Below are 23,516 nucleotides of genomic sequence, written 5' to 3'. Positions count from 1 at the left end.
CAGCTATGAAGAGGCGTTCTCTTGCTGCAATTTTTCAAGCTGCCGTTTCATCCACCCTTTGGGGATAATATGCCCAGATTCATGAATTTCCAGCTCAACATCATGGCCACTAGCACAACTCTCCCAAACGCTTTGGTCAAAAATACCAAACCGTGCCGATTGATCCGGCGTCTCTTTGCAGCCATTGAGTTGAAGCCAAGGGTTAACTGCGTAAAGCGGATCACCGCCCTCACCGCGAGGCAAATCCATCACCGTATCTCTCAACCCATGCACATGACGTATGGTTATAGGCGATGCGCACTCTTGGAGTTCTTCAAAGTTCCACAATGTACCAGCAATCGACAAAAAAGCGGCATAATCAGCTCCCCGCTCACAGGCAAGCCGCCACGCCATTGCCGCTCCATATGAAAAGCCGGACACATAAATTCGCTTGCGGTCAATCGCAAAGCGTTTTGCCGCATCATCGATCATTGCCTCGACAAAGGGTACATCTTGAGAGGGTGAACGCCAAAAGCTCCATGATTTTCCAAGTCCGTCAGGAGCAAGTAAAAGAACATTCGTTTCGCGCGTGGCATCAGAGATTTTACCGTTGTTGATCACATTTTTTCCGGTGCGTCCCCAGCCATGAAAATGAATCAAAACGGCCAATTCATCACGTCCGTTCCAGCCATCGGGCAAAACAGCCAGATAAGAACGATTGCCCACAACACAAGAAACCGCCCCCCCACATGCAGCTTCTGCTCGGGCAAGACTTTTATAACTGGGCATCAAGCCAACGGCAAAAAGCACCATGGCTATTACCGCAACAAGGCCCATCATTTTTATTGAGAATAAACGTTTCATACGCTGACCTTCTAGAGTCTCGAATTAATATCTAGAAATTAGCCTCAAAAATTTATCAAGACAAATCAGACTTTTGCGAACACCATAATAAAAACGAAAGAGCCTTGCGTAAATTCCTCAAACGGATAGAAAAAACATCACCTAGAACCAAGACTTAAAATGAGGCGGACAAGGGATGACACTGCTCAAGACATATAAAGGCTTTGACCGCATCGGAGAAGAAAATGCTTTTGCCGTTCTTGCTCGAGCAACCGAGCTTAGCCAGCAAGGCAAAGACATTATCAATCTGGGCATTGGGCAGCCTGACTTTCCAACACCAGACCACATCGTAGAAGCCGCCATTAAAGCCCTCAAAGATGGGCACCATGGCTATACACCTGCAAACGGTATTTTACCTCTACGCGAGGCCGTAGCCAATGATTTGAATACTCGATATAACGTGGCTGTAAACCCTGACAATGTGATCGTCGTACCAGGCGGTAAGGTGACAATGTTTGCCGCCATCTTGATGTTCGGCGAACCAGGGGCAGATATTCTCTACCCCGACCCAGGCTTTCCCATCTACCGCTCGATGATTGAATATACAGGCGCTAATCCTGTCGCCATCCCTATCCGCGAAGAAAACGGATTTGCTTTCTCAGCTGACGAAACTTTATCTCTCATCACAGATAAAACACGCCTCATTGTCATCAATTCTCCTGCCAATCCTTGCGGTGGTGTTACACCGAAAGCCGAGATTGATAAACTTGTCGCAGGCCTTGAGAAATTCCCGAATGTCGCCATCCTATCTGATGAAATCTATGACCAGATGACCTATGATGGCGAGGAACATGTATCGCTTCTCACCTATCCCGAAATACAAGACCGATTGATCCTGCTAAACGGTTGGTCAAAAACCTACGCCATGACAGGTTGGCGTATGGGATATTCAGTCTGGCCGGACGAGCTTTATGACAAAATGCGCAAGCTTGCCGTCAATTGCTGGTCATGCGTGAACGCACCAGCACAACATGCCGGTCTTGCCGCCCTCACCGGCCCACAAGATGCAGTGAGGGAGATGATGGTCGCCTTTGATGCACGTCGTAAACTTGTCACCGAAAAATTAAACGCCCTACCACAGGTATCTTGTGTCACACCCAAGGGCGCTTTTTATGCCTTCCCTAACATCAAAGAAACTGGTTGGAAATCAAAGAAACTTGCCTCTACTTTATTAGAAGATGCAGGTGTTGCCCTTATAGGCGGGCCTGACTTTGGCATTTATGGTGAAGGTTATATTCGCGTCTCTTATGCAAATTCTGCTGAAAATATTGAGCGCGCTATAGACCGTGTGGGTGATTTTTTGGCACAGCATAAATAACGGCATAAATAACGAGCCACATGCGCTTTATATAACGCCGTCGACAGCCACAGACTTAACCAACACAAACACTTGTTTTTCAACTTCCAGACCAAGCTCATCGCAGGCTTTGCGTGTCACGCGGGACATCAGTGCCTGACCATCTATGCTGATCGACACATCAGAATAATTGCCACCATAATGTTGGATGCCAAGAATACGGCCATGTAGAATGTTTTGAAAACTTGTATCCGCGGGTTCACTGGTCGAAAGCGCGACATCACTCGCATCAATGCGTATTCTAAAGGCGTCTACCCTCGGCTCCAGTTTCTCTGGCACGATTAGCTTTTGCTGGCCTATCGTAAGCCATGTCATTGAATAGGTATCATCAACCCCGCCAAAATAGGCCTTGAGGAGCGAATTAGGCGCATGACGGGCAAAATCAAACTGACCATGGATCCGAGGCAATACATCTATAATTGGGCCTTCGCTGACCACACGCCCGCCATCCATCAAAACCAAATGACCAGCCAATCGCACCACTTCGTCAAGATCGTGACTGACATAGATAATCGGCACACCGCTCTCATGAGCAAGGCGTTCGAGATAGGGCATGATTTCGCTCTTTCGCTGATAATCAAGCCCTGAAAGCGGCTCATCCATCAACAAAACGCGGGGGTCAGATAAGAGGGCTCGACCGATTGCCACTCTTTGTTTTTCGCCGCCAGAAAGTGTTCCCGGCATGCGCGTCAATAAGTCACCTAACCCGAGCAGAGCCACAACATCATCAAATGATGCCGATTTACGGCTGCGCCATCCAGCCCATCGCGCATAGGTAAGATTACGCTTAACTGACATATGCGGGAACAATCGTCCATCTTGAAAAACATGACCAACTCGCCGTTTACGTACTGACATATTTTTACGCGTAACACTGTCATAAAAAGGCGTATCGCTTATATCAATGCGCCCATTATCTGGCTGCATATCACCCGACAAAGCATCGATTACGGTGGTTTTTCCAACTCCAGAAGCACCAAAAAGTGCCGTCACATTTTCTGATGATTTAAAACGCACGGCATAATCAAAATCACCGCGTTTACCTGCGATATCAACATCAATCATGGTGTGCTCCCGAGAAGCGTTTGGCCCTTCGTGCCATCACCTCTGAAAACACAACAGCAATGATCGCAAGCACAATACTTAAAACAGTCAATCGCCAAAGTTGTAGCTCATCACCCGGTGACTGCAAGAACGAATAAATCGCCAGCGGCAGTGTGCGCGTCTCGCCTGGAATATTGGAAACAAATGTGATGGTCGCACCAAACTCACCCAAAGCTTTAGCGAACCCTAAAATGACTGCCGCAAAAATGCCGGGTAACGCGAGTGGCAAAATGATAGTGACGAAAATAGTCAGCCGCCCAGCCCCAAGGCTGCGCGCGGTTTTCTCCCAATTCAACTCAATCGCCTCTATCGCTTGACGAATAGGGCGCACCATCAAGGGAAAGGCCATGACCCCTGCCGCAAGCGCTGCACCTGTCCACTGAAAAGCGAAGGAAAAATCAAATTGCTCTTCCAAAAACCGCCCTATAACGCCATTGCTACCAAAAGCGATCAAAAGCAAATAACCCGTGACAACCGGTGGCACCACCAGCGGCAATAAAACCAGAATATTCAAAACCGTATGGCCCGGAAAACGATACCGCGCCAAAATAAAAGCAACAAGAAGTGCTAATGGCAAAGCAACAGCAACAGCAGCACAAGCCACCTTCAAAGAAAGAATAACCGCGGTCCATTCAACATCTGACAATTTGAAAAACTGGAAAAAACCGTCCAACTGATCACAACCCTCTGGTAGGCAGCGAGAACCCTGCATCTTTAAAATACTTATGAGCCATTGCACTACCTAAATATGTAACAAACGAGTCCGCTTCAGGGCGTCCCTCTACGGTTCTAACGGCAGGGTATACAATATCTGCGTGACTATCGGGAGGAAAAAGACCAACGAGCTTAATACGCGGCTCAATCACAGTATCTGAATTATAGACAACACCCAATGAGACCTCTTTGCGGGCAACCAAAAGAGATGCAATGCGAACATTTCCCGCGATTGCAAATCGCTTTTCTAATGCCACATATGGACCGATCTCGCTCTCAAGCGCCATCAGGGCTGAGCGAGCATAACGCCCTGCTGGTACGTGCTCCGGGTCAGCAACAGCAATACGCCCCACCCCACCTTTGCGCCATTCATTCAATATTTCAGCTATATCCTGTTCACTGGAAAAATTGCTGTCGACGGGGGCTGCAAGCGCCAATCGATTCAAAGCAATCGTGCGTTGTGTTTCCGGCAAAGTAAGATTTTGAACCTGCAACCAGCCAACCCAATCAATATCAGCTGAAATAAACAGATCAGCCGGTGCACCAGCAGCAATCTGCCTTGCGAGTGTCGATGTTCCTGCAAAGGAAAACGTGATTTTTTGCCCTGTTTTTTTCTCATAGCCAGCGGCAATTGGCTCAAGCGCATTCTTCATACTAATCGCCGCAAAAACTAAAATAGGCTTGTCATCAGCCCGTATCGATTGCGTAACAGGCAAGAGAGGGAGAATGAGAACAAGAAATAGACGAAGTAAAATCAAAAAATAATCCTTGGTGAGAACGGGAGGCATTGATCTATCCTCAACGACTGAAAATTAACAGTCACTTTATCATCAGCATGATCATTTATTCAATAACGCGGCATGCTCAAGCCTATGAAATCCATTTTGGTTTGCGCTTTTCAAAAAATGCGGAAATACCTTCAGCGCTTTCCTCATTTGCCCAGCGTTCAGAAAGGCGAGCAGCCGTATAGTCAGTCGGATCAACAGGTGTTCGAGCAAGATATTTGGCAAATGCCTTAGCATCGGCAACCGCACCGGGCGCGCATTGCAAAAAAGCCTCCGCCTCTAACATCGCGCCCGCATCAAGTGCTTCGGCCGCAAACACTTCAGAAACAAGGCCAACTTGAAGCCCAATATCACATCCAAAAACTTTAGAGTTCATGAAAAGGCGCCGTGAGGCACCTTCACCCAACCGGCGCGAGACAAATGGCCCGATGGTTGCGGGGATAAGACCAAGTTTTGTTTCGGTCAAACCGAATTTCGCATGATCGGCCGCTAAAACAATATCGCAAACGCACATCATGCCGACGCCACCACCAAAGGCATTACCATGTATTTTACCAATTAATGGTTTTGGCAAATCATCAAGTGCCTGAAGCATGGTGGCGAGTCTCATTCCCTCGCTGACACGCTCAGCTTCTGACTTATCAGCCTGCGCACGCATCCAGTTAAGATCACCACCCGCACAAAAGCTACGCCCTTCAGCGGCCAATATCACCGCCCTGATGGTTTGGCTATTAGCAATCTCACGGGCGGCAGCTGTCAATTCGTCCATCATCTCTACATTCAACGCATTGTGCTTTTCAGCCCGCGCCAAGGTTAAGGTTGATATACCGCGTCCATCTTCTTCAAGCTTGATCGTTTTATACGTCATCATCCCTCTTCAAATTTAAGCCTGCTGTTGCCGTAGCACAGTAGAAGACAGCGCCATTTTAGGCGCATGAATGAAAGTCCATGCGGGTGCCTTATAGTTTTTTAAAAGCTTGGCATCACTTTCATCAATACGAGCATAGCCAAACTTCTTCGCAGCCCGTGAAGAGCGGGTCGCAAGTGTATCACCCGGGCGATCAATCACGCAGATGGGAACACATGCAACGATATCTTCCCAACGTTCCCAGCGGTGAAAATTCGTCAAATTATCCGCGCCCATAATCCATATAAACCGGACAGCTGGAAATCGCTTGACCAAATGACAAACCAGATCAGCTGAATATTTCGTCTCCAATGTCGCTTCGCATCCCGTCACATCAACACGCGGATGCGAGATCAAATCACGCGACTGCGCCAAGCGTTGATTGAGTGGGGGCAACCCATCATTTTGTTTCAATGGATTGCCAGGTGAAACCAGCCACCACAAGCGGTCAAGTTGAAGTCTTTGCAAAGCAGACAATGCCACATGGCGGTGGCCATCGTGCGGCGGATTAAAAGAGCCACCAAACAGCCCAACCGACATACCCGGTTCAACATGAGGAATTTTCAGCGCATCATCATAAGCGGTAGAAGATAAAATCGGAGTGGCAGCCATCGCGTATTTAAGTCCGCGTCTGGCCGGAGCCACGCACACGATAATTAAAGCTTGTCAGCTGCTCTACACCAACCGGCCCACGCGCATGCATTTTGCCGGTCGCAATGCCGATCTCCGCGCCCATACCAAATTCGCCACCATCCGCAAATTGCGTTGAGGCATTATGCAGTAAGATCGCTGAATCCACTTCATTAAAGAAACGCTCAACCACCGCCGGATTTTCTGTAATCACAGCATCCGTATGGCTGGAAGAATAATCGCCAATATGCTGCAAAGCCCCGTCAATCCCATCGACAACACGCACCGATAAAATAGCATCAAGATATTCTGTGCGCCAATCTTCTTCACTAACTTCACTTGCGCCTGCCACCAATGATCGCGCGGTATCATCTGCGCGAATTTCACAGCCCCGATCAGCCAACGCCTTGCATATTGGTTCGACGTAAGTGTCAGCAACCGCTTTATCAATCAGCAGCGTCTCCAAAGCACCACAAATACCCGTGCGGCGCATTTTCGAATTGGCCACCACATCAATCGCCATTTGAAGGTCCGCATCTTTATCAACATAAACATGGCAAAGCCCCTCGAGGTGAGCAAAGACCGGCACACGTGCCTCACTTTGAACGCGCTCTACAAGGCTGCGTCCACCACGCGGCACAATCACATCAATCGAGCCATCAAGCCCGTTCAACATGGCCCCAACAGCGGCACGGTCTGTTGTTGGCACAATCTGGATAGCTTCTTCTGGCAGACCCACAGCATAAAGCCCGTCAGCAAGGCAGGCATGAATAGCGTTCGACGAATGATAACTATCCGACCCACCCCTTAAAATAACCGCATTACCCGCTTTCAAACAAAGCGCCCCAGCATCCGCTGTTACGTTTGGACGGCTTTCAAAAATTACGCCGATCACACCCAAAGGCGTGCGGACACGGTCAATTTGAAGCCCATTTGGACGTTCCCAGCTTGCGATCACACTGCCAACCGGATCATCAAGAGCCACAATAGCCTCAAGTCCTTTGGCAATCGCTTCAATCCGCTCATGGTCAAGCTCTAATCGATCAAGAAAGGATGCAGCAAGCCCTTTGGTTTTACCCGCTGCCATATCCAAAGCATTGGCTTCTAAAATTTTCGCGCTATTCGCTCTCAGGCTATTAGCGGCGACCCCTAAGGCTTCGTTTTTTTTCACCGTCGATGCATTCGCCAAAATGCGCGCAGCCGCCTTTGCCTTTTGACCAATCACACGCATGGTTGCAGCAACATCGTCCACATTCAATTTCTTCACAAGCGAAGGTTTTTCAACCATTTCCAAATGCCTCATTCTTTAGGCTTATCTCATTCATCATTGGCACTATACCCACTTGCATCACGTAAAACCATATCATCACGATGCACCATGGCTGAGCGTCCGGGGTGCCCAAGGATAGATTCAATCTTTGATGTATGTTGACCGATAATCCGTCTCGCATCATCAATATCATAAGCAACCAATCCAAGGCCTACCTTCACCCCTTCAGCGTTCTCTATCAAAACTGTATCGCCAAGTTCGAATGCGCCGAAAACTTTTGTAACGCCCGCAGGAAGCAGGCTATTACCGCCTTGCAGGGCTTCAATTGCGCCCTCGTCAACTGTCAAAGCACCTTCTGGCTTCAAGTGACCTGATATCCATTTTTTACGTTCCGCAACTTGCTTATCGCTGGCGTGGAACCAAGTGCAGCGAGCACCATTATCAATTGCAGAAAGTGGAGACATTCTCTCACCTGATGCAATCACCATCGATGTGCCGCCATTCACTGCAATTCTGGCTGCGTCAATTTTGGTTGCCATGCCACCTGAACCGTAAGATGTGTCCGGCGCGCCACCCATCGCCTCAATCTCCGGTGTGATAACATCAACAACGGGGATATGTTTTGCATCCGGATTTTCTATCGGCGATTTATCATAAAGACCATCGATATCAGACAATAAGATCAAACAATTTGCCGATGCCATTGTCGCCACTCTTGCGGCCAGTCTGTCATTATCCCCATAGCGAATTTCCATGGTTGTCACGGCATCATTCTCATTGATTATCGGGACAGCACCCAGCTTCAAAAGCGTCGAAATGGTCGCACGCGCGTTTAAATAACGTCGGCGTATTTCTGTATCGGATAGTGTTAAGAGTATCTGACCAGCCGTTAGGTCCCGCGCACTCAGCGCCTTACCCCATGCTGGCGCAAGCGCAATTTGCCCAACACTGGCTGCTGCCTGACTTTTTTCAAGTTTTAAAGGACCATCGTCCAAGCCCAATATGCGCCTGCCAAGCGCGATCGCGCCACTTGAGACAATAACAACATCACATCCCGCTTGACGTAAAGCGACTATATCATCGACCAATGTTGCAAGCCATTTTATGCGAAGTTCGCCCGTTGCATAGTCTACCAGCAAGCCAGAACCGATTTTTATTACCACTCGTTTATAAGATGAAAGTTTTGCCATATTAAACGGGACTCCACCCCGACTCCTCATTTACCGGCGCATTGTCCGCATCCCGTTTGGCAACGATTGCCTCCATGATCGCGCGCAAAACATCCTCTACTCCATGGCGCGTTGGCGCAGAAAGCGGCAAGACATTACAGCCCGAAGCTTTCTTCAATACTTTCATTTTCGACTTAATCTCGTCTTTTGACAATGCATCCACCTTAGTCAGCGCAATAATCTCTGGCTTGCCTTCCAGACCATTACCATAGGCATCAAGCTCGCCTCGCACAACGCGGTAGCTTTCAGCCACATCATCCTCGGTGCCATCAACGAGGTGCAAATTAATTGCACAGCGCTCTACATGGCCCAAAAACCGATCGCCAATACCCACGCCTTCATGCGCCCCTTCAATGAGGCCAGGAATATCCGCCAGCACAAATTCACGTTCATCAATGCGCACAACACCCAAATTAGGATGGAGCGTAGTAAAAGGATAGTCAGCAATTTTCGGTTTTGCTGCTGTGACACTTGCAAGGAATGTCGACTTCCCTGCATTCGGCAACCCCACAAGGCCAGCATCCGCAATCAGTTTCAAACGAAGCCAAAGCGTCATCTTCTCGCCGTCTTCCCCCGGATTTGCCCGACGTGGCGATTGATTGATAGCTGATTTGAAATAGGCATTACCAAAACCACCATTGCCGCCGCGCGCGATGCGTATCTTCTCACCCACTTTGGTAAGATCGGCGATCATCGTCTCATCGTCTTCATAAAAAATCTGGGTCCCAACGGGCACTTTAAGCGTTAAGTCTTCGCCATTTTTGCCATGCCGATTACGGCCCATACCATGACCGCCGGTTTTTCCTTTGAAGTGCTGCTGATAGCGATAATCGATCAGTGTATTAAGACCATCAACACATTCAGCATAAACATGCCCCCCGCGTCCGCCATCGCCGCCATCGGGGCCACCATGCTGGATGTATTTTTCCCGCCGAAACGAAATTGACCCACCCCCTCCATTACCGGAGGATATATATACTTTAGCTTGATCAAGAAATTTCATGGCCCTGTCATTTGATAAAACAGCAAGAAAGGCAAGTTATTTGTTGCCAGAACGCTCGTTAATGTGCCGTCATTACGGGGATTTTAGCGCTGATTCATTGCCAACACGGACAAAATTTATAGCTTCACGCCCTACTCTGACAATTTTTTTCAACTCGGATCTACTCTCAAGGACGCCATTTTTTCGCAACGTCCATTTTTCATTAAATGTCACCTTAGCAGGCTTTTTCTTATCTGGTCGCGGGATATTTTTCTTATATTTTAATTTAGCAACACGTCCCTCAATCTTGATTGTTGCTTTCTCTAAAATCTCGTCGCTTTCAGCCGTATAAGTGCCTTTTCCCGTTTTCGTAAAACGCCATACACGCGTCTCGGGACTTGTCGCAGCATATTGATAGGTTTCAACAAGCGTTAAAACCTTGCCATCCCATACGCCTGATGAACTTGTGCGAAAAGATCGACCAACACCCGCAATTTTTGAAAAAATAGAACCACGGCCAATCGTTTCACCAACAAAGAACCCTTCTAAAGTGAAACGCTTTTGTAAATTAATAGTCTCTTTGGAATCCAGACCGGCCTGTTGTTGCACTGGGGCTTTTGTGAGCGGATTTGCTTTGGGGTGAGGCACATTCGCTAGGGCAAAAATGGGGAAACCCATAAAACCCAAGACCATCACAGCTTTCAAATAACAGTTCATTTCAAATTCCCAGTGATTAAGGCCTGACCTTTGACACAAGGTGGTAGCCCTTTTATGGCAAAAACCAAAATTCCTTATAAAGATAATTAGTATCAGGCAATCATATCAACTTTGCGACAAAACAAATTCCAAAAAAATTGTACGCTGTAAAAGTGAATGATTATCATCAGACATAAAGGCAAGCACAGTCTCACCTTTTGAATTTTCATAAATCGACATTGCTTCCATATTATCTATACGATGAGATAGGCCAGCTTCCAAAATAACCTCGCCAGTTAAAACCGCACCTGCTTTGAGTTGATCGCCTTGAATTCGGCGCAGGCGCATAGCCACACCATCAGCAATCGTAAAGCGACGCTCAAGTATAATAAGGTCACCATTTTTTAAGAACCCTGCCTCGGTTACATCAAAAAGATTATCGCGTTTGACGGTAAACATACCGGTTTTTTCTAAACTGCCTTCTGGATTCAATATCCATCCGAAAGTCGGCCCGAGCCGGCTTTTACCTCGTTCGGTTATAGCAACCAAATGCCCCGCAAGTTGTCCATTTCCCGGCACCCGCGCCAAGGCCTCCATACCTTTATTAATACTCGCAAGATCTATACTTTTTGGTAGCGGTAAAATAGTTGGTTCCATTTTCAAAGTAAGCGTATCAAGCTTATATTTTGAAATGACATTGATTGCCTCAAAAGCCACATAGACATCATTGCCATCCGTCAACAAAGCCTCAGCATCAACAAAATATTTTAGAGTATTTTTACGCGGACCTTTACCTGAGTAAAGCGGCGCCATTCGGGCATTTTCAAGGCTCAATATCTCACCTTGTTTATTGCGTTTAATATCAGCGACAAACCACAAGCCTGTATCAGAAACAGCCAACAGGCTTCGCCCTTGATCTAATATTTGCATACCAGAAAACCCACCAAAAGACCTTGGTTGTGCCGCAAATACCCCTCCGCCTTTAAACAGCAGCGATCCAAATTCTCGTTTTTTGGGGAATTGTGGTTGAAAATCAGAAAACGAATCCACCGTTACATCAATTTTTTTAATGTCATCAGCTGTAGCCGTTTGTTGAGCCAGCCCAACAGTCGTCATAACACCAATTAAAATAACCAGTGAAAAACGAATAAGACAGCGATGGATAGTTCCAAATAATTCTATCATTGAACCATGCGTCCCTTAGCACTAGAAGCTGTTTTTTGTTTACTCATTACGCCATCTGGTGTGTCGGTTGTCGGCGTTGCAATGGGTGCACGGCTTTGCGTGCGCGGGTCAAAGCTATTGTTCTCTTCAAAGAGCTCTGCAAGCTTATCGGTCATCGCACCAGCCAGCTCTTCCGCATCAACAATGGTCAAAGCACGCTTGTAATAACGCGTGACATCATGGCCGATACCAATTGCCAGCAATTCTACCGGTGAGCGATTTTCAATTTCCTCGATCACACCGCGCAAATGCTTCTCCAGATAATTACCCGCATTCACCGACAAAGTTGAATCATCCACAGGCGCACCATCAGAAATCATCATCAAAATTTTACGGTTTTCCGGTCGCCCAACAAGACGATTATGCGCCCATAACAGGGCTTCACCATCGATGTTTTCTTTGAGCAATCCCTCACGCATCATCAGCCCAAGATTCCGTCTTGCTCTGCGCCATGGTGCATCAGCCGATTTATAAACAATATGCCGCAAATCATTAAGACGCCCTGGTGCTGCTGGCTTGCCACCTTGCAGCCATTTTTCGCGAGACTGTCCGCCTTTCCATGCTTTGGTAGTAAAGCCTAGAATTTCAACTTTCACACCACAACGTTCCAAGGTCCGCGCCAGAATGTCAGCACAAACAGCAGCAACCGTGATTGGCCGACCACGCATCGAGCCTGAATTATCAAGAAGCAATGTCACAACAGTGTCGCGGAATTCTGTTTCGCGCTCTGCTTTAAACGAAAGTGGTTGCATAGGGTCAGTGACCACGCGCACAAGACGTGCAGTATCAAGAACGCCTTCTTCAAGGTCAAAATCCCAGCCTCGGTTTTGCTGCGCTAAAAGACGGCGCTGAAGGCGATTAGCAAGTTTTGCCACAATGCCCTGCATCTGATTCAACTGCTTATCAAGAAACCCGCGCAAACGATCGAGCTCCTCGGCGTCGCAAAGCTCTTCTGCACCCAGAATTTCATCAAATTCATTAGCAAATATCTTATAATCAATCGTGGGTGGCTCATTAGTAAGATTGTGGTCTGGACGTGGCGCATCACCATCATTTTCATCGAAATCAGCGAAGTCCTCATCGAACATATCATCAGCGTAGGTTTCACCCATTTCGGTTTCGCCAGCTTCTTGCTCATCACCAGAAGCTTCAGACATTTCAGGATCGCCTTGATCCTCCATGTCAGCTTGGTCCTGACGGCCATCATTTTCCTCGGTACCGTCTTCGCCTTGGTCTTCTTCGTCTTCGCTTTCATCTTGATTGGTCGATTGATTATCTTCACCAAATTCATCTTGCATCTCAAGCGAAGTCAGAAGATCCCGCACGCCATTAGCAAAATCTTTTTGATTACCTACAACCTCCCCCAAACGGTCAATCGTTTCTCCGGCTTTTTCCTCAATGAAAGAACGCCATATATCAACAAGACGCTGGCCACTTTCAGGAATAGCCAAGCCGCCAATGCGCTCACGCAACAAAAGAGCAACCGCATCTTCAAGCGGCGCATCGGTTTGGTCGGTTACTTCAGAATAATCACTCTTGTGGTATTTTTCTTCGAGCATCGCGTTGAGGTTTGGGACCATGCCAGGCATTCGCTGAGCACCCAGACTTTCAATCCGCGCCTGCTCAACGGCATCATAAACAGCAGCGCCCGCTTTGCCACTCGGCATATGTTTGCGGTGAATTTTGCTATCATGACACGCCTTGCGCAATGCCATACTGTCACCCAAGCCGCGCGTAATCGCAATCTCGCGTGATGACATTTTGCGCGGCGGTTCCGGCAAACGAGCTGTATCCCCTGTCATAGAAGGACGATCATTAGCAAAAGTCACTTCCAGCTCGCGGCCAGATACGGCGCGCATACAACCAGTTATTGCCTGCTTGAATATATCAGCCGGTGACGCGCCCTTACTGCCAGTACCAGTTTTTTTGGATTTGCTATCAAGAGCCATCCGTTATGCCTCGTTATGCCATAACCAGATTAGCGGCTGATTCCGGCAATTCTTCGCCAAAGGCGCGCTGATAAAACTCAGCAATAAACGGACGTTCCAGCTCGTCACATTTGTTCAAAAAAGTCACACGGAAAGAAAACCCAATATCGCCAAAAATCTCCGCGTTTTCAGCCCATGTCAAAACAGTCCGCGGGCTCATCACTGTGGAAATATCACCATTCATAAATGCATTACGGCTCATTTCGGCGACACGAACCATTTTCGACACCGTGGAACGCTCCTCAGGGGATGAATATTTAGGGGCTTTCGCTTGAATAATATCCACCTCACTGTCATGGGGTAGGTAGTTCAGAGTTGTGACAATCGACCAACGGTCCATCTGACCTTGGTTCAGCTGTTGTGTACCGTGATAAAGGCCTGACGTATCACCAAGGCCGATTGTATTTGCCGTCGCAAAAATACGGAAAGCGGGATGCGGCGTAATCACACGGCTTTGATCAAGCAAGGTCAGTTTACCTTGCCGCTCCAGCACGCGCTGGATCACAAACATTACGTCAGCACGCCCAGCGTCATATTCATCGAACACAAGCGCGGTATTGGTCTGTAAAGCCCAAGGCAAAATGCCATCGCGAAATTCTGTCACCTGTTTGCCATCACGCACAATAATCGCGTCTTTACCAATCAGATCAATACGGCTGATGTGACTATCAAGATTGACACGCACAGTTGGCCAATTCAAACGAGCGGCCACCTGTTCGATATGGGTAGATTTACCCGTGCCGTGGTAACCTGAAACAATGACGCGACGATTGAAAGCAAAACCAGCAAGAATGGCTAGTGTTGTCTGCTTGTCAAAAAGATAATCCGGATCAAGCTCGGGCACATGCTCACTTGATTCCTTATAAGCTGGAACCATCATGTCGCTTTCAAAGCCAAAAGCATCACTTGCAGAGACTTTTGTGTCAGGAAGACCGGCAGATGGGGATGTCATATCGTTCATAAGTACCTCCGACCCTTTTCTGCATTGCATAATGCAGGGTCGATTTTGTGTTTCGATCAAATTTTGGGTGAATGACCCCGCTACAACGCTGGTAGTGTCATCATTCGCGATTACCTAAGGCCGATAATCATCAAATCAGTTCCCGCTTAAGCTCAAGCTTTATCTAGTGTTTCTTAGTCCGTAAAGCCAGCAGATTTTAAGAAATTATACGCCTGAATAATTTCACGCAGCCGGTCTTCTGATGAACGGTCACCGCCATTTGCATCTGGGTGATGTATTTTCACGAGCTGCTTATACTTGGATTTAATCTCTTTGGATGTCGCATTGTCATGCAAACTCAACTTATCAAGGCTTTGTTTTTCCAACCTTTTCAATTTGCGTTGACGGCGAGCTTCAGGAGAAGCCGCCCCACCTGCTCCGCCAGGATATGCGCCATCGCCGCCCTTCCCACGATGAAGCCATGGCTTGCTGCCTGGAATGCCGCCACTTGCTGTACGCGCTTTAGAACCCCATGAATTAGCGCTCATTTCCCACGTAGGACGGTGCCCTGTGGATGAGGCTTTTTGAAAAGTCGCAACAGAATCATCATCCATACCGGAAAAATAATTGTAATTCTTATTATATTGGCGCACGTGCTCAGTGCAAAACCACAAAAACTCGCCTTCCCGATCTCGGCCTCTTGGCGCTTTATTTGTGCCCTTTTTCTCACAGCCCTCCCAGTCGCACTCACGCTCGCCATCTTTCGCGGGCTCTTCATTTTTTTTGGGCTTTACACGAATTGAATCAAAAATAGAGGATTTGGACGTCATTTTTTATAAAAACCTAAACTGCCTAGGGGGTGGCTAAATGCATTTTTCGCAAAATCTTGTCTGTACAAGTCGCGACGCATAACTATAGCTGAAAAGGATTCAAAAAATCACCCCAGAAATAGAAACAATTTGGATTGATGCAAAAATGTCTACTAAAATGATAATAGAAAAAAAGCTAAGAGCCGCATTCGAGCCTTCCAATCTGGAGGTGATTGACGAATCTCATCAACATGCTGGACATGCTGGTCACCGTGAAGAAGGCGAGAGTCATTTTCGTGTGCGCATGACAACAAGTGCTTTCAAAGGAAAACTGCGCATCGAACAGCATCGTGCAGTCAACGAGGTGCTGGCCGATGAAATGGATAATCCCATTCATGCTTTAGCTCTGGAGCTCAAAGCAGACTAAAAGAGAAAAAAGGTCTGACATCGCGATGACGTCAAACCAAATAAAGTACCGCTATTAATTGACTTTGCGTCAATTATTGAACGTTTATTGTAATGACCTCTGAATACACAGGCGGGTTATGGGGAATGTGATTATTATCTCCCAGAACGAGCTGAATGGTGTGTTGGCCCGGCTCAAGATCTAAAGTCGCCTCTGTTTGGCCCTTCCCAAAATGAATATGCTGCTCATCTGCTGGAAGATTAAATTCAAATTCCTCGACGCCGTCCTCACCTTTGCCAAACGCTGAACGATTAAGCAAAATGTGATGATGTCCAGTAAGCTCCTTTTCAACACCAGCGGGAGCAACCCCCATCCCTGAAAGACCAAAGATGACTTTCACGGGGCTGGAAACAATATCCCCATCTTCTATATTAACAATATATTGTGTAGCATTTTTTGCAGATGGTGTCTCGCCAGCAAGTGCTGTGCCTGATATCATCATCGCAATAACGGTTGGGGCAATTAAAAAATTCTTCATATCAATATTCTCCTGTTTAATCTCAGCGCACAGTGTCTAAGTGGCATTCAACAAACGTTTCAACTTGAAATATATTCAAATGTTCTCGAACAAAAAAACAAAATCTCAGGTCACAGACGGATTACAAGCCATATATCCTCGTCTTTGGCGCTATTGTCTGGTGTTGACAGGAAGCAAGCATCAAGCCGATGACCTTGCACAAATGACAGCGCTGAGAGCCTTAGAAAAAGCGCACCAATTTAAGGCTGACACTCATTTAGACAGATGGATCTTCAAAATCACACAACGCCTATGGATCAATGAGCTGCGCAAGCAAGCCGTTAGGACAGGCGGCGGCATTTCGTCGGTTGATGAGATTGATCTGCCAGACGACAAACCAAATCAAGAAATGAATTTATTTGCTCGCCAAGTGTTATTAGAAATAATGGCACTACCCGAAGCCCAGCGCGGCGCTGTCGTACTGGCTTATATTGAAGGCTATAGCTACAAAGAAGTTGCCGAAATATTGGAAATACCGATTGGCACTGTGATGAGCAGGCTTTCAACAGCGAGAACAAAACTGGCGGGCAAAATGCACAATACAAGGGGTGCTGTTTAATGGGCAAAATAATTAATCACACCGATGAGGAATTGACCGCCTATCTCGATGGTGAGTTGAAGGCCGCTAAAATTGCCGAAATAAATGAAGTCCTAGCCCATGATGAAACCTTACGCGCGCGACTGGATGCTCTATCAATCGACAAAGATCATCTAAAAAGCACTTTTAGCGCCTTGTTAGATGAAGCCCCCACAATGGCTCCTATCATCATCGCACCGCCCAAATGGAACTTTCAGCAAATGGCTGCTGCCGCTGTGGTCGCTCTCACTGTTGGGCTAGGCGCTGGCGCATTATTACCAGAACGATCAGAGCAAAAAGCCCCAGGTTGGCGCGCTTATGTCGCCTCCTACCAATCGCTTTATTCCCACGCCACATTATCCCACGTTGAGATAACAGAGGAAGCCGCAAAAGCAGAGCTGACACGTGTGTCAGCTGCGATTGGCAAAAACTTTGATTACAAAACATTCTCTGAGGATCAAAATCTCTCTTATAAGCGTTCACAGATTTTGTCTTTCAAGGGAAAACCTCTTATTCAGCTCGCCTTTTTAACCCCTGACGGCAAGCCAATTGCTTTATGTATTATTCGCAAAGACGTCAGCAACACACAGATTCAACTAGGGGAAGCCGAAGGCATGAAATCAGCCTTTTGGGTAGATGATGGATATGAGTATCTGCTCATTGGCGGAGAAGACAAAGCCTTGATCGAGAAAACAGCCAGCTATTATTCTCAGCATCTGTAATAAAGCCTATAGGCTGAATTCATAAACTAAACACAAAACGCGTGCAGGCCTTAAGGTTCCAGCTCCGCATCCCAATAGAGATAATCCATCCAGCTTTCATGCAGATGATTTGGTGGAAACAAACGACCATTATTGTGCAAATCATAAACCGTCGGCTGATAGGGCTTCATGCGTGGGTTCATACCAATCGCATGAGCGTATTTATTGCCCTTACGCAAATTGCAGGGCGAGCAAGCCGTGATAACATTATCCCAAGAGGTCACGCCGCCTTTTGAGCGCGGTATCAAATGATCAAATGTCAATTCATTCATTGAGCCACAATATTGGCATTCAAACCTGTCGCGCAAAAACACATTAAACCGCGTGAAAGCTGGGTACCGCACAGGCTTCACATAATTCTTTAAAGAGACGACACTTGGAATTTTGAACTCTGTGGAAGGGCTTCTAACAGCATGGTCATATTCAGAGACAATGTTAACGCGATCAAGAAAAACCGCCTTTATCGCATCTTGCCACGACCATAAAGATAAAGGGTAGTAACTCAGCGGACGATAATCCGCATTAAGCACCAGCGTTGGATGGGCCTCTGGCGAGACATGTATCGTCAAGATATCCTCCCATAGCATTCATTCAAGATAACTATAGGGCTAAAGACACAGATGTGAAGCTTTTACGTCATCTGTTCCACAAATGCATAAGGAGGAGAACAAACTATCGAATGCACAATGATGGGAAAAGGATTGCTTATTGATTGCGGGTTTTCTGCTGCGCTTCAAATTTTTCCCATACATGCATCCGCCCTTTTTGGCGAGCATCCGCAAGCCATAACTTCTTCCTGATGCCTTGCACTTCCAATACTTGATAAAAACCGCCTGAATATTTTGGCCAATCAATAGCTAATCCAAGCTTAACCATTTCGGCGGATAAATCACGCCCATCTTCTAAGTAACACCGCGCTACAGTTCGACCGTAATCATCTTGTTCGGTAATTTCTGCCTTTATTCTTTGCCCCTTGCACAAAGCAACCAATGCCCATTTGGATTTTTGCCCATATGGGTGATTTATTTCTGGCGCATCAACACCAAACAAACGCACCTGCACTTTGTTTATAACCAAACTATCCCCATCGACTACATAGGCACGCCCTTCTAAAACCTGCTCCGAAAGAGTTGGTTCTGAACTACTTGAATCAAAGGGCTTAAATGTTGTGTCGCCACCTTGGCGGTCATCCCACCGTTTTTTTTGTGGCCTATTATCATCACTATGACGGCCAATGGCCAAGGCCAAAATGACCGCACCCAATAATAGTAAAATCATAAGTGTAATATCAAACATACTGTAAGGTCGCATTGCTCGAATTCATATAATTACAATCAACTATTGTAAGCTTCCTTAATAACAAACTATCGCAGCACGCGCTTCAAAAAATTATAGCCGAGCTGAAAGCCTAGGCCATCAATCCCGTGACCAAGACCATCGACAATATGCCACTCCGGATCAATATCAATGGTTCGCAACGCCTCTTTCGCAAGAGATAAAGCCTCCACGGGAATAACCGGATCAGCCTCGCCGTGCACTAAAAGAACCGGTGGTTTGACTTTAATCGACGTATCAAGTTTTTCTGATCCTGCCAACACGCCGGAATAGGCGATAATGCCCGCAAATGACTTCTTGCGACGCAGACCCACATGCAGTGCCATCATCGTGCCTTGCGAAAAACCAACCAGCACACAAGATGTTTCATCAATCCCGTATTTTGCAAGCTCACTATCAATAAATGCTTGCAAGACCTCTTCTGAGTGGCAAACGCCTTGCCAATATTCCTCAGGACTTCTCATGCCGCCGGGGTTATGGGTAAGCGGGAACCACTGCAAACCTGTGGGAGATATGGCACATGGTTCAGGCGCATTAACCGAAACAAAGGACGTATTGACAAATTGTGGCGCCCATTGTTTGCCAAGATCGATCAAGTCATCGCCATTTGCACCATACCCGTGCAATAGAATAACAAGACTATCCGTTTTGCCTGAAAGCGCTTCAAGGCGGGTCCCATCAAGAGGTTTATGAGCCATAGTATCTCCTAAACAGCCCTACCCTCAAACAGGTAGCGCATTACGGTTTTTACGTTGTTCGCCGTAGTACGCCCAGAAAAGACGCGCTGCAACCCCACGCCACGGTGACCATTGCGCCGCGATTGCTGCTAAATCATCCCCTTTTGGCCGAGCCGACAGACCAAAAGCATCCATCACTCCTTGTTGAAGCGCAATATCACCAACGGGGAAAATATCGGGATGCCCGAGACAAAACAGGGTAAAAATCTCTGCGGTCCACGGCCCAACACCATGGATCGTCGTCAACCGCGCGGCAATCTCCTCACGAGGGCGGCCCATAAGGGCCGCACAATCCAAGCCTTCATCCCTTGCTGCAACGGCAATGGCTCTCAGTGTTTTGATTTTAGGGCGCGAAAGGCCAACAGCGCGCAGCGCATCCTCATCAGCTTTCACAATCTCATCAGGGTTTAAGGGATTAAACGCCTCCTCAAATCGCACCCAAATCGCCGCCGCACTTTGGACCGACAATTGTTGTGAAACCACAATCTTCATAAGACTAGCAAGAGAAGGCTCGCGCAGCCGCAATGAGAGTGGCCCGGCACTTTCCACAACAGGAATCAATCGCGGATCGAGTACCTTTAAAGCGTCAAGGCCAGCAGCAATATCATCAAGGGTTTGAATTGGTTTCATATGCGAGGTGATAAGCCACAGCAGAAAAAACCGCAATATCAAACAAGGCTGATCTGGGTTTATGTGCCCTTTTGCGTCCATGCCATGCAGTTAAAGCTTGACCTTGCGTCACCAAACACAATCAATAAGCGGTATGACATCTTATGCCGCTTCAAAGCCACACTTCAGGTTTGCACCAAGCCCTAACGGGGCTCTTCATTTGGGGCATGCCTATTCCGCCCTTCTCAATCATGGCCTTGCCAAAAAGACCGGTGGCAACTTTATAATCCGCGTTGAAGATATAGACATCACACGTTGTACGCCTGCTTTAGAGGCTGGCATGTTTGATGATCTCACATGGCTGGGGCTTGAATGGCAAAAACCTGTGATGCAGCAATCCAAGCGCTTTGCCATTTATCAACAAGCCCTCGATAAATTAATTGAACGCGAGCTGATTTATCCCGCATTCATGTCACGTGGCGAAATTAAAAAACACGCGCGCGTAGAACCCAATTGGCCCCATGACCCAGACGGCGCACCGCTTTATCCCGGCCTTGAGAAAAACTGGGATAAGCCTACATGCACGGAAGCCATAGCAAGCGGCACGCCCTTCGCATGGCGGCTCGACATGGAAAAAGCGCTCACCCTTTTTCCGATTGAAGGCGCAAAAGACTGGGGCGATGTTGTGCTTGCCCGCAAGGATACCCCTACCAGCTATCATCTATCTGTCGTGATTGATGACGCAGCACAAAATATCAGCCATGTGGTGCGTGGTCTCGACCTTAAAGCCGCAACGCCCGTGCATCTTCTCTTACAAAATTTACTCAGCCTTCCATCACCCTGTTATTTTCATCATCGATTAGTTCTTGATGAAGAGGGCGCAAAATTATCAAAGTCCAATAAGGCAACTGGTCTTAAACATCTACGCGACGAAGGTGCCACTTTAGATGATATTTTAGAGCGTATTGACTGGGATGAAAGCGAGCTTGAAACGCTGTATCAGAGCCTCATCATTCAAAGCACATAAGTTGCCAGCATCCACAGCCAGAATGTCATTGTGAAAACACAAAGCGGCGTCGTGATGGAGATTGAATTAGAAGACAATGCCTGACCCGTGCCAAAGTGCTGCGCAAACAGATAGGAATTTACACCGGAAGGAGAGGCTGACGCGATAACGAGGGCAGCCGTAAAGACCGGCGGCAAATCAAAGACGAAAGCCCCTAATGTAAAAACCATCCCAGGTAAAATAAGGAGCTTCAGGAAGCTTGTTAAAAAAGCAGGGCCAATATTACCCTTGATGCCATATTTCGTTAGCCCCATGCCAAGTACAATCAACGCCATTGGCCCGGCAATATCTGCAATTTTCCCTGTCACATCCCAAAATATCTCAGGCAGGCCCACCCCCGTTGTCCGAACAATTGCGCCAAGAACGATACCTATCAAGATAGGGTTTTTGACAATACTCAAAACAAATTTCTTCACTTTTTCAGCAAATGACTGCCCCTCAATACCCCCTTGCCCATCCATCCATTGCGCAAGATCATGATGAGCCGTTGTTGCAAACAACATGATCGGCAAATGCACGGATAAAAGAATGGTCACAGCGATCATCCCTTCCTCGCCATAGGCTTGAATAATCACAGGAATGCCAATCATCACCGTATTAGCAAAAGTAGAAGCAACACCGCCGATGACGCCGTAAAGAACCTCACGGCGGAACACGAGCGGCAATAGCGTCGCCGCAACAAGCCACACAACAGCAACACTGCCAAAATAGGTTGCCCAGATCGACCATGGATCGACACCGTCTAGGTGGGATGTTGCAATGAGCCGGAACAGCAAACAAGGGATTGCAATCTTGAAGACAAAATCACCAATGATGTCATCTGCATCTTCCTTCACCAAGCCAAAAGCGCGCGCCGCAAATCCAACCGCCACAAGCGCACAAACAGGCAAAACAATTTGAAGAAGAGACCACATGATAAAACCTATAAAAAGAACTGTATTTTTTTCATAGCAGCACAGACTTATTCTAGTGCATCAAATAAATGATGCGCTCAACATAAATTCACATTTGCATTTCATAAAAACTCCTGCATTAAGTCATCCCATGAGAATAATGACAGTCGGACTTCCTCTTCTTTTTGTATTTTTGTGGTCGACCGGTTATGTAGTCGCAGCTCTGGTAGCACCCTATTCAGAACCCTTTTCAATTTTAACATTCCGCTTTATTGGCGGGGCCGTCCTGCTTTTTCTTTTTGGACTGATCACGCGTGGCCAATGGCCCTCAAAAAAACGCGCGCTCATCATCACGATATCAGGCGCGCTGATCCATGGCGTTTATTTATCCGCGGTTTTTTGGGGCATCAAGAACGGCATGCCCGCAGGCATCAGCGCGCTGTTAATTGGCCTACAGCCCCTCATCACCGCCCTTTTAGCATATCCCATGCTTGGTGAAGTTATCCGTCCACGCCATTGGCTTGGTTTAATTATTGGTCTCATTGGCTGTGCGCTTGTTATCTCCCCCAAATTCAGCCTCGACACAATCGGCATCACCCCTTTAACCGTGGGGGCACATGCAATCGCGGTTTTAGGAATTGTGCTTGGTTCTTTCTTCCAAAAGCGTTTTGTGGGCACAATGGATTTCAAAACAGAACCGGGCTTGCAGCTCATCGGCGGGCTATTTATCGCCTTACCAATTGCTTATTTTACTGAGAATTTTTCCTTCACCTTCTCCCCTCAACTCATCTTTGGTTATCTATGGATGACCCTGATTTTATCTTGTGGCGCTTTCACGCTTTATATGTACCTGTTGCAACAAAGAGAGGCGTCAAAAGTCGCCAGTGTGTTTTATCTCGTCCCTGTTTTTTCAGCCGTCCAAGGTTATTATTTTTTCAACGAAACACTTTCGATTATTCAACTGATCGGTATGATGGTAACAACTGCAGCGGTGGCGCTTGCCTCCGATGTATTCTTTAAACCACGGGTTTAATCATT

General features: G+C 47.2%; 25 protein-coding genes and 1 pseudogene. 6 read left to right on the top strand and 20 right to left on the bottom strand.

Annotated features, from left to right (window positions below):
• Positions 1 to 3: 3 nt before the first annotated feature.
• A complete protein-coding gene (locus tag ABJ081_02035) occupies positions 4 to 843 on the bottom strand; it encodes a polyhydroxybutyrate depolymerase (GenBank protein ID MEP6355445.1) in 840 nt (279 codons plus the stop codon).
• Between the two features lie 175 nt (positions 844 to 1,018).
• On the opposite strand from ABJ081_02035, the gene ABJ081_02030 reads away from it, so the two are divergent.
• Complete coding sequence (locus ABJ081_02030) at positions 1,019 to 2,200, top strand: pyridoxal phosphate-dependent aminotransferase (protein ID MEP6355444.1); 1,182 nt, start codon at positions 1,019 to 1,021, stop codon at positions 2,198 to 2,200.
• Positions 2,201 to 2,227: 27 nt separating this feature from the next.
• On the opposite strand, the gene modC is transcribed toward ABJ081_02030, so the two are convergent.
• The 13 genes and pseudogenes from modC to ABJ081_01965 all read right to left on the bottom strand — a co-directional run bounded on the left by modC (position 2,228) and on the right by ABJ081_01965 (position 15,538).
• On the bottom strand, positions 2,228 to 3,304 hold the full coding sequence (gene modC / locus ABJ081_02025; GenBank protein MEP6355443.1) for a molybdenum ABC transporter ATP-binding protein: 1,077 nt from the start codon (positions 3,302 to 3,304) through the stop codon (positions 2,228 to 2,230).
• On the bottom strand, positions 3,297 to 4,016 hold the full coding sequence (gene modB, locus ABJ081_02020) for a molybdate ABC transporter permease subunit (GenBank protein MEP6355442.1): 720 nt from the start codon (positions 4,014 to 4,016) through the stop codon (positions 3,297 to 3,299). The genes modC and modB overlap by 8 nt, the downstream gene beginning before the upstream one ends.
• A 4-nt stretch (positions 4,017 to 4,020) precedes the next feature.
• On the bottom strand, positions 4,021 to 4,845 hold the full coding sequence (gene modA / locus ABJ081_02015) for a molybdate ABC transporter substrate-binding protein (protein MEP6355441.1): 825 nt from the start codon (positions 4,843 to 4,845) through the stop codon (positions 4,021 to 4,023).
• 82 nt (positions 4,846 to 4,927) lie between these two features.
• Positions 4,928 to 5,713: a crotonase/enoyl-CoA hydratase family protein gene (locus ABJ081_02010; protein MEP6355440.1), complete on the bottom strand. Its 786-nt coding sequence runs from the start codon at positions 5,711 to 5,713 to the stop codon at positions 4,928 to 4,930.
• A gap of 12 nt (positions 5,714 to 5,725) precedes the next feature.
• Positions 5,726 to 6,361 (bottom strand): nicotinate-nucleotide adenylyltransferase, encoded by a 636-nt coding sequence (locus tag ABJ081_02005; protein ID MEP6355439.1) that lies wholly within the window; start codon positions 6,359 to 6,361, stop codon positions 5,726 to 5,728.
• 7 nt (positions 6,362 to 6,368) lie between these two features.
• Positions 6,369 to 7,610, bottom strand: coding sequence for a glutamate-5-semialdehyde dehydrogenase (locus ABJ081_02000; GenBank protein MEP6355438.1), 1,242 nt, complete (start codon positions 7,608 to 7,610; stop codon positions 6,369 to 6,371).
• An 86-nt stretch (positions 7,611 to 7,696) separates the two neighbouring features.
• A complete protein-coding gene (gene proB / locus ABJ081_01995; GenBank protein ID MEP6355437.1) occupies positions 7,697 to 8,839 on the bottom strand; it encodes a glutamate 5-kinase in 1,143 nt (380 codons plus the stop codon).
• Between the two features lies 1 nt (position 8,840).
• On the bottom strand, positions 8,841 to 9,881 hold the full coding sequence (obgE, locus tag ABJ081_01990; protein ID MEP6355436.1) for a GTPase ObgE: 1,041 nt from the start codon (positions 9,879 to 9,881) through the stop codon (positions 8,841 to 8,843).
• Between the two features lie 72 nt (positions 9,882 to 9,953).
• Positions 9,954 to 10,577 carry a DUF3833 family protein gene (locus ABJ081_01985; protein MEP6355435.1) on the bottom strand — a complete coding sequence of 208 codons (624 nt, stop codon included), beginning with the start codon at positions 10,575 to 10,577 and terminating at the stop codon, positions 9,954 to 9,956.
• Between the two features lie 105 nt (positions 10,578 to 10,682).
• A complete protein-coding gene (locus ABJ081_01980) occupies positions 10,683 to 11,741 on the bottom strand; it encodes an esterase-like activity of phytase family protein (GenBank protein MEP6355434.1) in 1,059 nt (352 codons plus the stop codon).
• Positions 11,742 to 11,863: 122 nt separating this feature from the next.
• Positions 11,864 to 13,729, bottom strand: a pseudogene (gene cobT, locus ABJ081_01975) (cobaltochelatase subunit CobT).
• Positions 13,730 to 13,742: 13 nt separating this feature from the next.
• Positions 13,743 to 14,729: a cobaltochelatase subunit CobS gene (gene cobS / locus ABJ081_01970; GenBank protein MEP6355433.1), complete on the bottom strand. Its 987-nt coding sequence runs from the start codon at positions 14,727 to 14,729 to the stop codon at positions 13,743 to 13,745.
• A gap of 173 nt (positions 14,730 to 14,902) precedes the next feature.
• Positions 14,903 to 15,538, bottom strand: a complete 636-nt coding sequence (locus ABJ081_01965) for a J domain-containing protein (GenBank protein MEP6355432.1) — start codon at positions 15,536 to 15,538, stop codon at positions 14,903 to 14,905.
• A gap of 145 nt (positions 15,539 to 15,683) precedes the next feature.
• Between ABJ081_01965 and ABJ081_01960 the strand changes: the two genes are divergently transcribed.
• Positions 15,684 to 15,944, top strand: a complete 261-nt coding sequence (locus ABJ081_01960; GenBank protein MEP6355431.1) for a BolA family protein — start codon at positions 15,684 to 15,686, stop codon at positions 15,942 to 15,944.
• A gap of 73 nt (positions 15,945 to 16,017) precedes the next feature.
• Here the strand turns inward: ABJ081_01960 and ABJ081_01955 are convergent, their stop codons facing one another.
• On the bottom strand, positions 16,018 to 16,461 hold the full coding sequence (locus ABJ081_01955; GenBank protein MEP6355430.1) for a DUF4399 domain-containing protein: 444 nt from the start codon (positions 16,459 to 16,461) through the stop codon (positions 16,018 to 16,020).
• 79 nt (positions 16,462 to 16,540) lie between these two features.
• On the opposite strand from ABJ081_01955, the gene ABJ081_01950 reads away from it, so the two are divergent.
• Both ABJ081_01950 and ABJ081_01945 read left to right on the top strand, forming a co-directional pair.
• Entirely contained in the window at positions 16,541 to 17,059 is a 519-nt protein-coding gene (locus ABJ081_01950; GenBank protein ID MEP6355429.1) for an RNA polymerase sigma factor, read from the top strand.
• Complete coding sequence (locus ABJ081_01945; GenBank protein MEP6355428.1) at positions 17,059 to 17,799, top strand: hypothetical protein; 741 nt, start codon at positions 17,059 to 17,061, stop codon at positions 17,797 to 17,799. The genes ABJ081_01950 and ABJ081_01945 overlap by 1 nt, the downstream gene beginning before the upstream one ends.
• A 50-nt stretch (positions 17,800 to 17,849) precedes the next feature.
• Here the strand turns inward: ABJ081_01945 and ABJ081_01940 are convergent, their stop codons facing one another.
• From ABJ081_01940 to ABJ081_01925, 4 genes are all read right to left on the bottom strand, one after another.
• Complete coding sequence (locus ABJ081_01940) at positions 17,850 to 18,407, bottom strand: HNH endonuclease (GenBank protein ID MEP6355427.1); 558 nt, start codon at positions 18,405 to 18,407, stop codon at positions 17,850 to 17,852.
• A gap of 136 nt (positions 18,408 to 18,543) precedes the next feature.
• A complete protein-coding gene (locus ABJ081_01935; protein ID MEP6355426.1) occupies positions 18,544 to 19,134 on the bottom strand; it encodes a thermonuclease family protein in 591 nt (196 codons plus the stop codon).
• Positions 19,135 to 19,202: 68 nt separating this feature from the next.
• Entirely contained in the window at positions 19,203 to 19,871 is a 669-nt protein-coding gene (locus ABJ081_01930; GenBank protein MEP6355425.1) for a dienelactone hydrolase family protein, read from the bottom strand.
• A gap of 24 nt (positions 19,872 to 19,895) precedes the next feature.
• Entirely contained in the window at positions 19,896 to 20,540 is a 645-nt protein-coding gene (locus ABJ081_01925) for a DNA-3-methyladenine glycosylase (GenBank protein ID MEP6355424.1), read from the bottom strand.
• A 133-nt stretch (positions 20,541 to 20,673) separates the two neighbouring features.
• On the opposite strand from ABJ081_01925, the gene gluQRS reads away from it, so the two are divergent.
• Positions 20,674 to 21,546 (top strand): tRNA glutamyl-Q(34) synthetase GluQRS, encoded by an 873-nt coding sequence (gene gluQRS, locus ABJ081_01920; GenBank protein ID MEP6355423.1) that lies wholly within the window; start codon positions 20,674 to 20,676, stop codon positions 21,544 to 21,546.
• On the opposite strand, the gene ABJ081_01915 is transcribed toward gluQRS, so the two are convergent.
• Complete coding sequence (locus ABJ081_01915) at positions 21,534 to 22,499, bottom strand: AEC family transporter (protein MEP6355422.1); 966 nt, start codon at positions 22,497 to 22,499, stop codon at positions 21,534 to 21,536. The two genes, gluQRS and ABJ081_01915, sit on opposite strands and share 13 nt — an antisense overlap.
• A gap of 139 nt (positions 22,500 to 22,638) precedes the next feature.
• On the opposite strand from ABJ081_01915, the gene ABJ081_01910 reads away from it, so the two are divergent.
• Positions 22,639 to 23,511, top strand: coding sequence for an EamA family transporter (locus ABJ081_01910; GenBank protein ID MEP6355421.1), 873 nt, complete (start codon positions 22,639 to 22,641; stop codon positions 23,509 to 23,511).
• Positions 23,512 to 23,516 lie beyond the last annotated feature (5 nt).

It is taken from the genome of Hyphomicrobiales bacterium (assembly GCA_039989895.1).
Taxonomy (GTDB): domain Bacteria; phylum Pseudomonadota; class Alphaproteobacteria; order Rhizobiales; family JACESI01; genus JACESI01.
Note: the sequence above shows the minus strand (reverse complement) of the source record. Positions and strands in the feature narration are given on the sequence as shown.

What these genes read in the sequence shown, in the direction of transcription:
- ABJ081_02035 (MEP6355445.1), bottom strand. Translation starts at nt 843, where the DNA reads ATGAAACGTTTATTCTCAATAAAAATGATGGGCCTTGTTGCGGTAATA.
- ABJ081_02030 (MEP6355444.1), top strand. Translation starts at nt 1,019, where the DNA reads ATGACACTGCTCAAGACATATAAAGGCTTTGACCGCATCGGAGAAGAA.
- modC (MEP6355443.1), bottom strand. Translation starts at nt 3,304, where the DNA reads ATGATTGATGTTGATATCGCAGGTAAACGCGGTGATTTTGATTATGCC.
- modA (MEP6355441.1), bottom strand. Translation starts at nt 4,845, where the DNA reads ATGCCTCCCGTTCTCACCAAGGATTATTTTTTGATTTTACTTCGTCTA.
- ABJ081_02010 (MEP6355440.1), bottom strand. Translation starts at nt 5,713, where the DNA reads ATGATGACGTATAAAACGATCAAGCTTGAAGAAGATGGACGCGGTATA.
- ABJ081_02005 (MEP6355439.1), bottom strand. Translation starts at nt 6,361, where the DNA reads ATGGCTGCCACTCCGATTTTATCTTCTACCGCTTATGATGATGCGCTG.
- ABJ081_02000 (MEP6355438.1), bottom strand. Translation starts at nt 7,610, where the DNA reads ATGCGTGTGATTGGTCAAAAGGCAAAGGCGGCTGCGCGCATTTTGGCG.
- proB (MEP6355437.1), bottom strand. Translation starts at nt 8,839, where the DNA reads ATGGCAAAACTTTCATCTTATAAACGAGTGGTAATAAAAATCGGTTCT.
- obgE (MEP6355436.1), bottom strand. Translation starts at nt 9,881, where the DNA reads ATGAAATTTCTTGATCAAGCTAAAGTATATATATCCTCCGGTAATGGA.
- ABJ081_01985 (MEP6355435.1), bottom strand. Translation starts at nt 10,577, where the DNA reads ATGAACTGTTATTTGAAAGCTGTGATGGTCTTGGGTTTTATGGGTTTC.
- ABJ081_01980 (MEP6355434.1), bottom strand. Translation starts at nt 11,741, where the DNA reads ATGATAGAATTATTTGGAACTATCCATCGCTGTCTTATTCGTTTTTCA.
- cobS (MEP6355433.1), bottom strand. Translation starts at nt 14,729, where the DNA reads ATGAACGATATGACATCCCCATCTGCCGGTCTTCCTGACACAAAAGTC.
- ABJ081_01965 (MEP6355432.1), bottom strand. Translation starts at nt 15,538, where the DNA reads ATGACGTCCAAATCCTCTATTTTTGATTCAATTCGTGTAAAGCCCAAA.
- ABJ081_01960 (MEP6355431.1), top strand. Translation starts at nt 15,684, where the DNA reads ATGTCTACTAAAATGATAATAGAAAAAAAGCTAAGAGCCGCATTCGAG.
- ABJ081_01955 (MEP6355430.1), bottom strand. Translation starts at nt 16,461, where the DNA reads ATGAAGAATTTTTTAATTGCCCCAACCGTTATTGCGATGATGATATCA.
- ABJ081_01950 (MEP6355429.1), top strand. Translation starts at nt 16,541, where the DNA reads ATGTTCTCGAACAAAAAAACAAAATCTCAGGTCACAGACGGATTACAA.
- ABJ081_01945 (MEP6355428.1), top strand. Translation starts at nt 17,059, where the DNA reads ATGGGCAAAATAATTAATCACACCGATGAGGAATTGACCGCCTATCTC.
- ABJ081_01935 (MEP6355426.1), bottom strand. Translation starts at nt 19,134, where the DNA reads ATGTTTGATATTACACTTATGATTTTACTATTATTGGGTGCGGTCATT.
- ABJ081_01930 (MEP6355425.1), bottom strand. Translation starts at nt 19,871, where the DNA reads ATGGCTCATAAACCTCTTGATGGGACCCGCCTTGAAGCGCTTTCAGGC.
- ABJ081_01925 (MEP6355424.1), bottom strand. Translation starts at nt 20,540, where the DNA reads ATGAAACCAATTCAAACCCTTGATGATATTGCTGCTGGCCTTGACGCT.
- gluQRS (MEP6355423.1), top strand. Translation starts at nt 20,674, where the DNA reads ATGACATCTTATGCCGCTTCAAAGCCACACTTCAGGTTTGCACCAAGC.
- ABJ081_01915 (MEP6355422.1), bottom strand. Translation starts at nt 22,499, where the DNA reads ATGTGGTCTCTTCTTCAAATTGTTTTGCCTGTTTGTGCGCTTGTGGCG.
- ABJ081_01910 (MEP6355421.1), top strand. Translation starts at nt 22,639, where the DNA reads ATGACAGTCGGACTTCCTCTTCTTTTTGTATTTTTGTGGTCGACCGGT.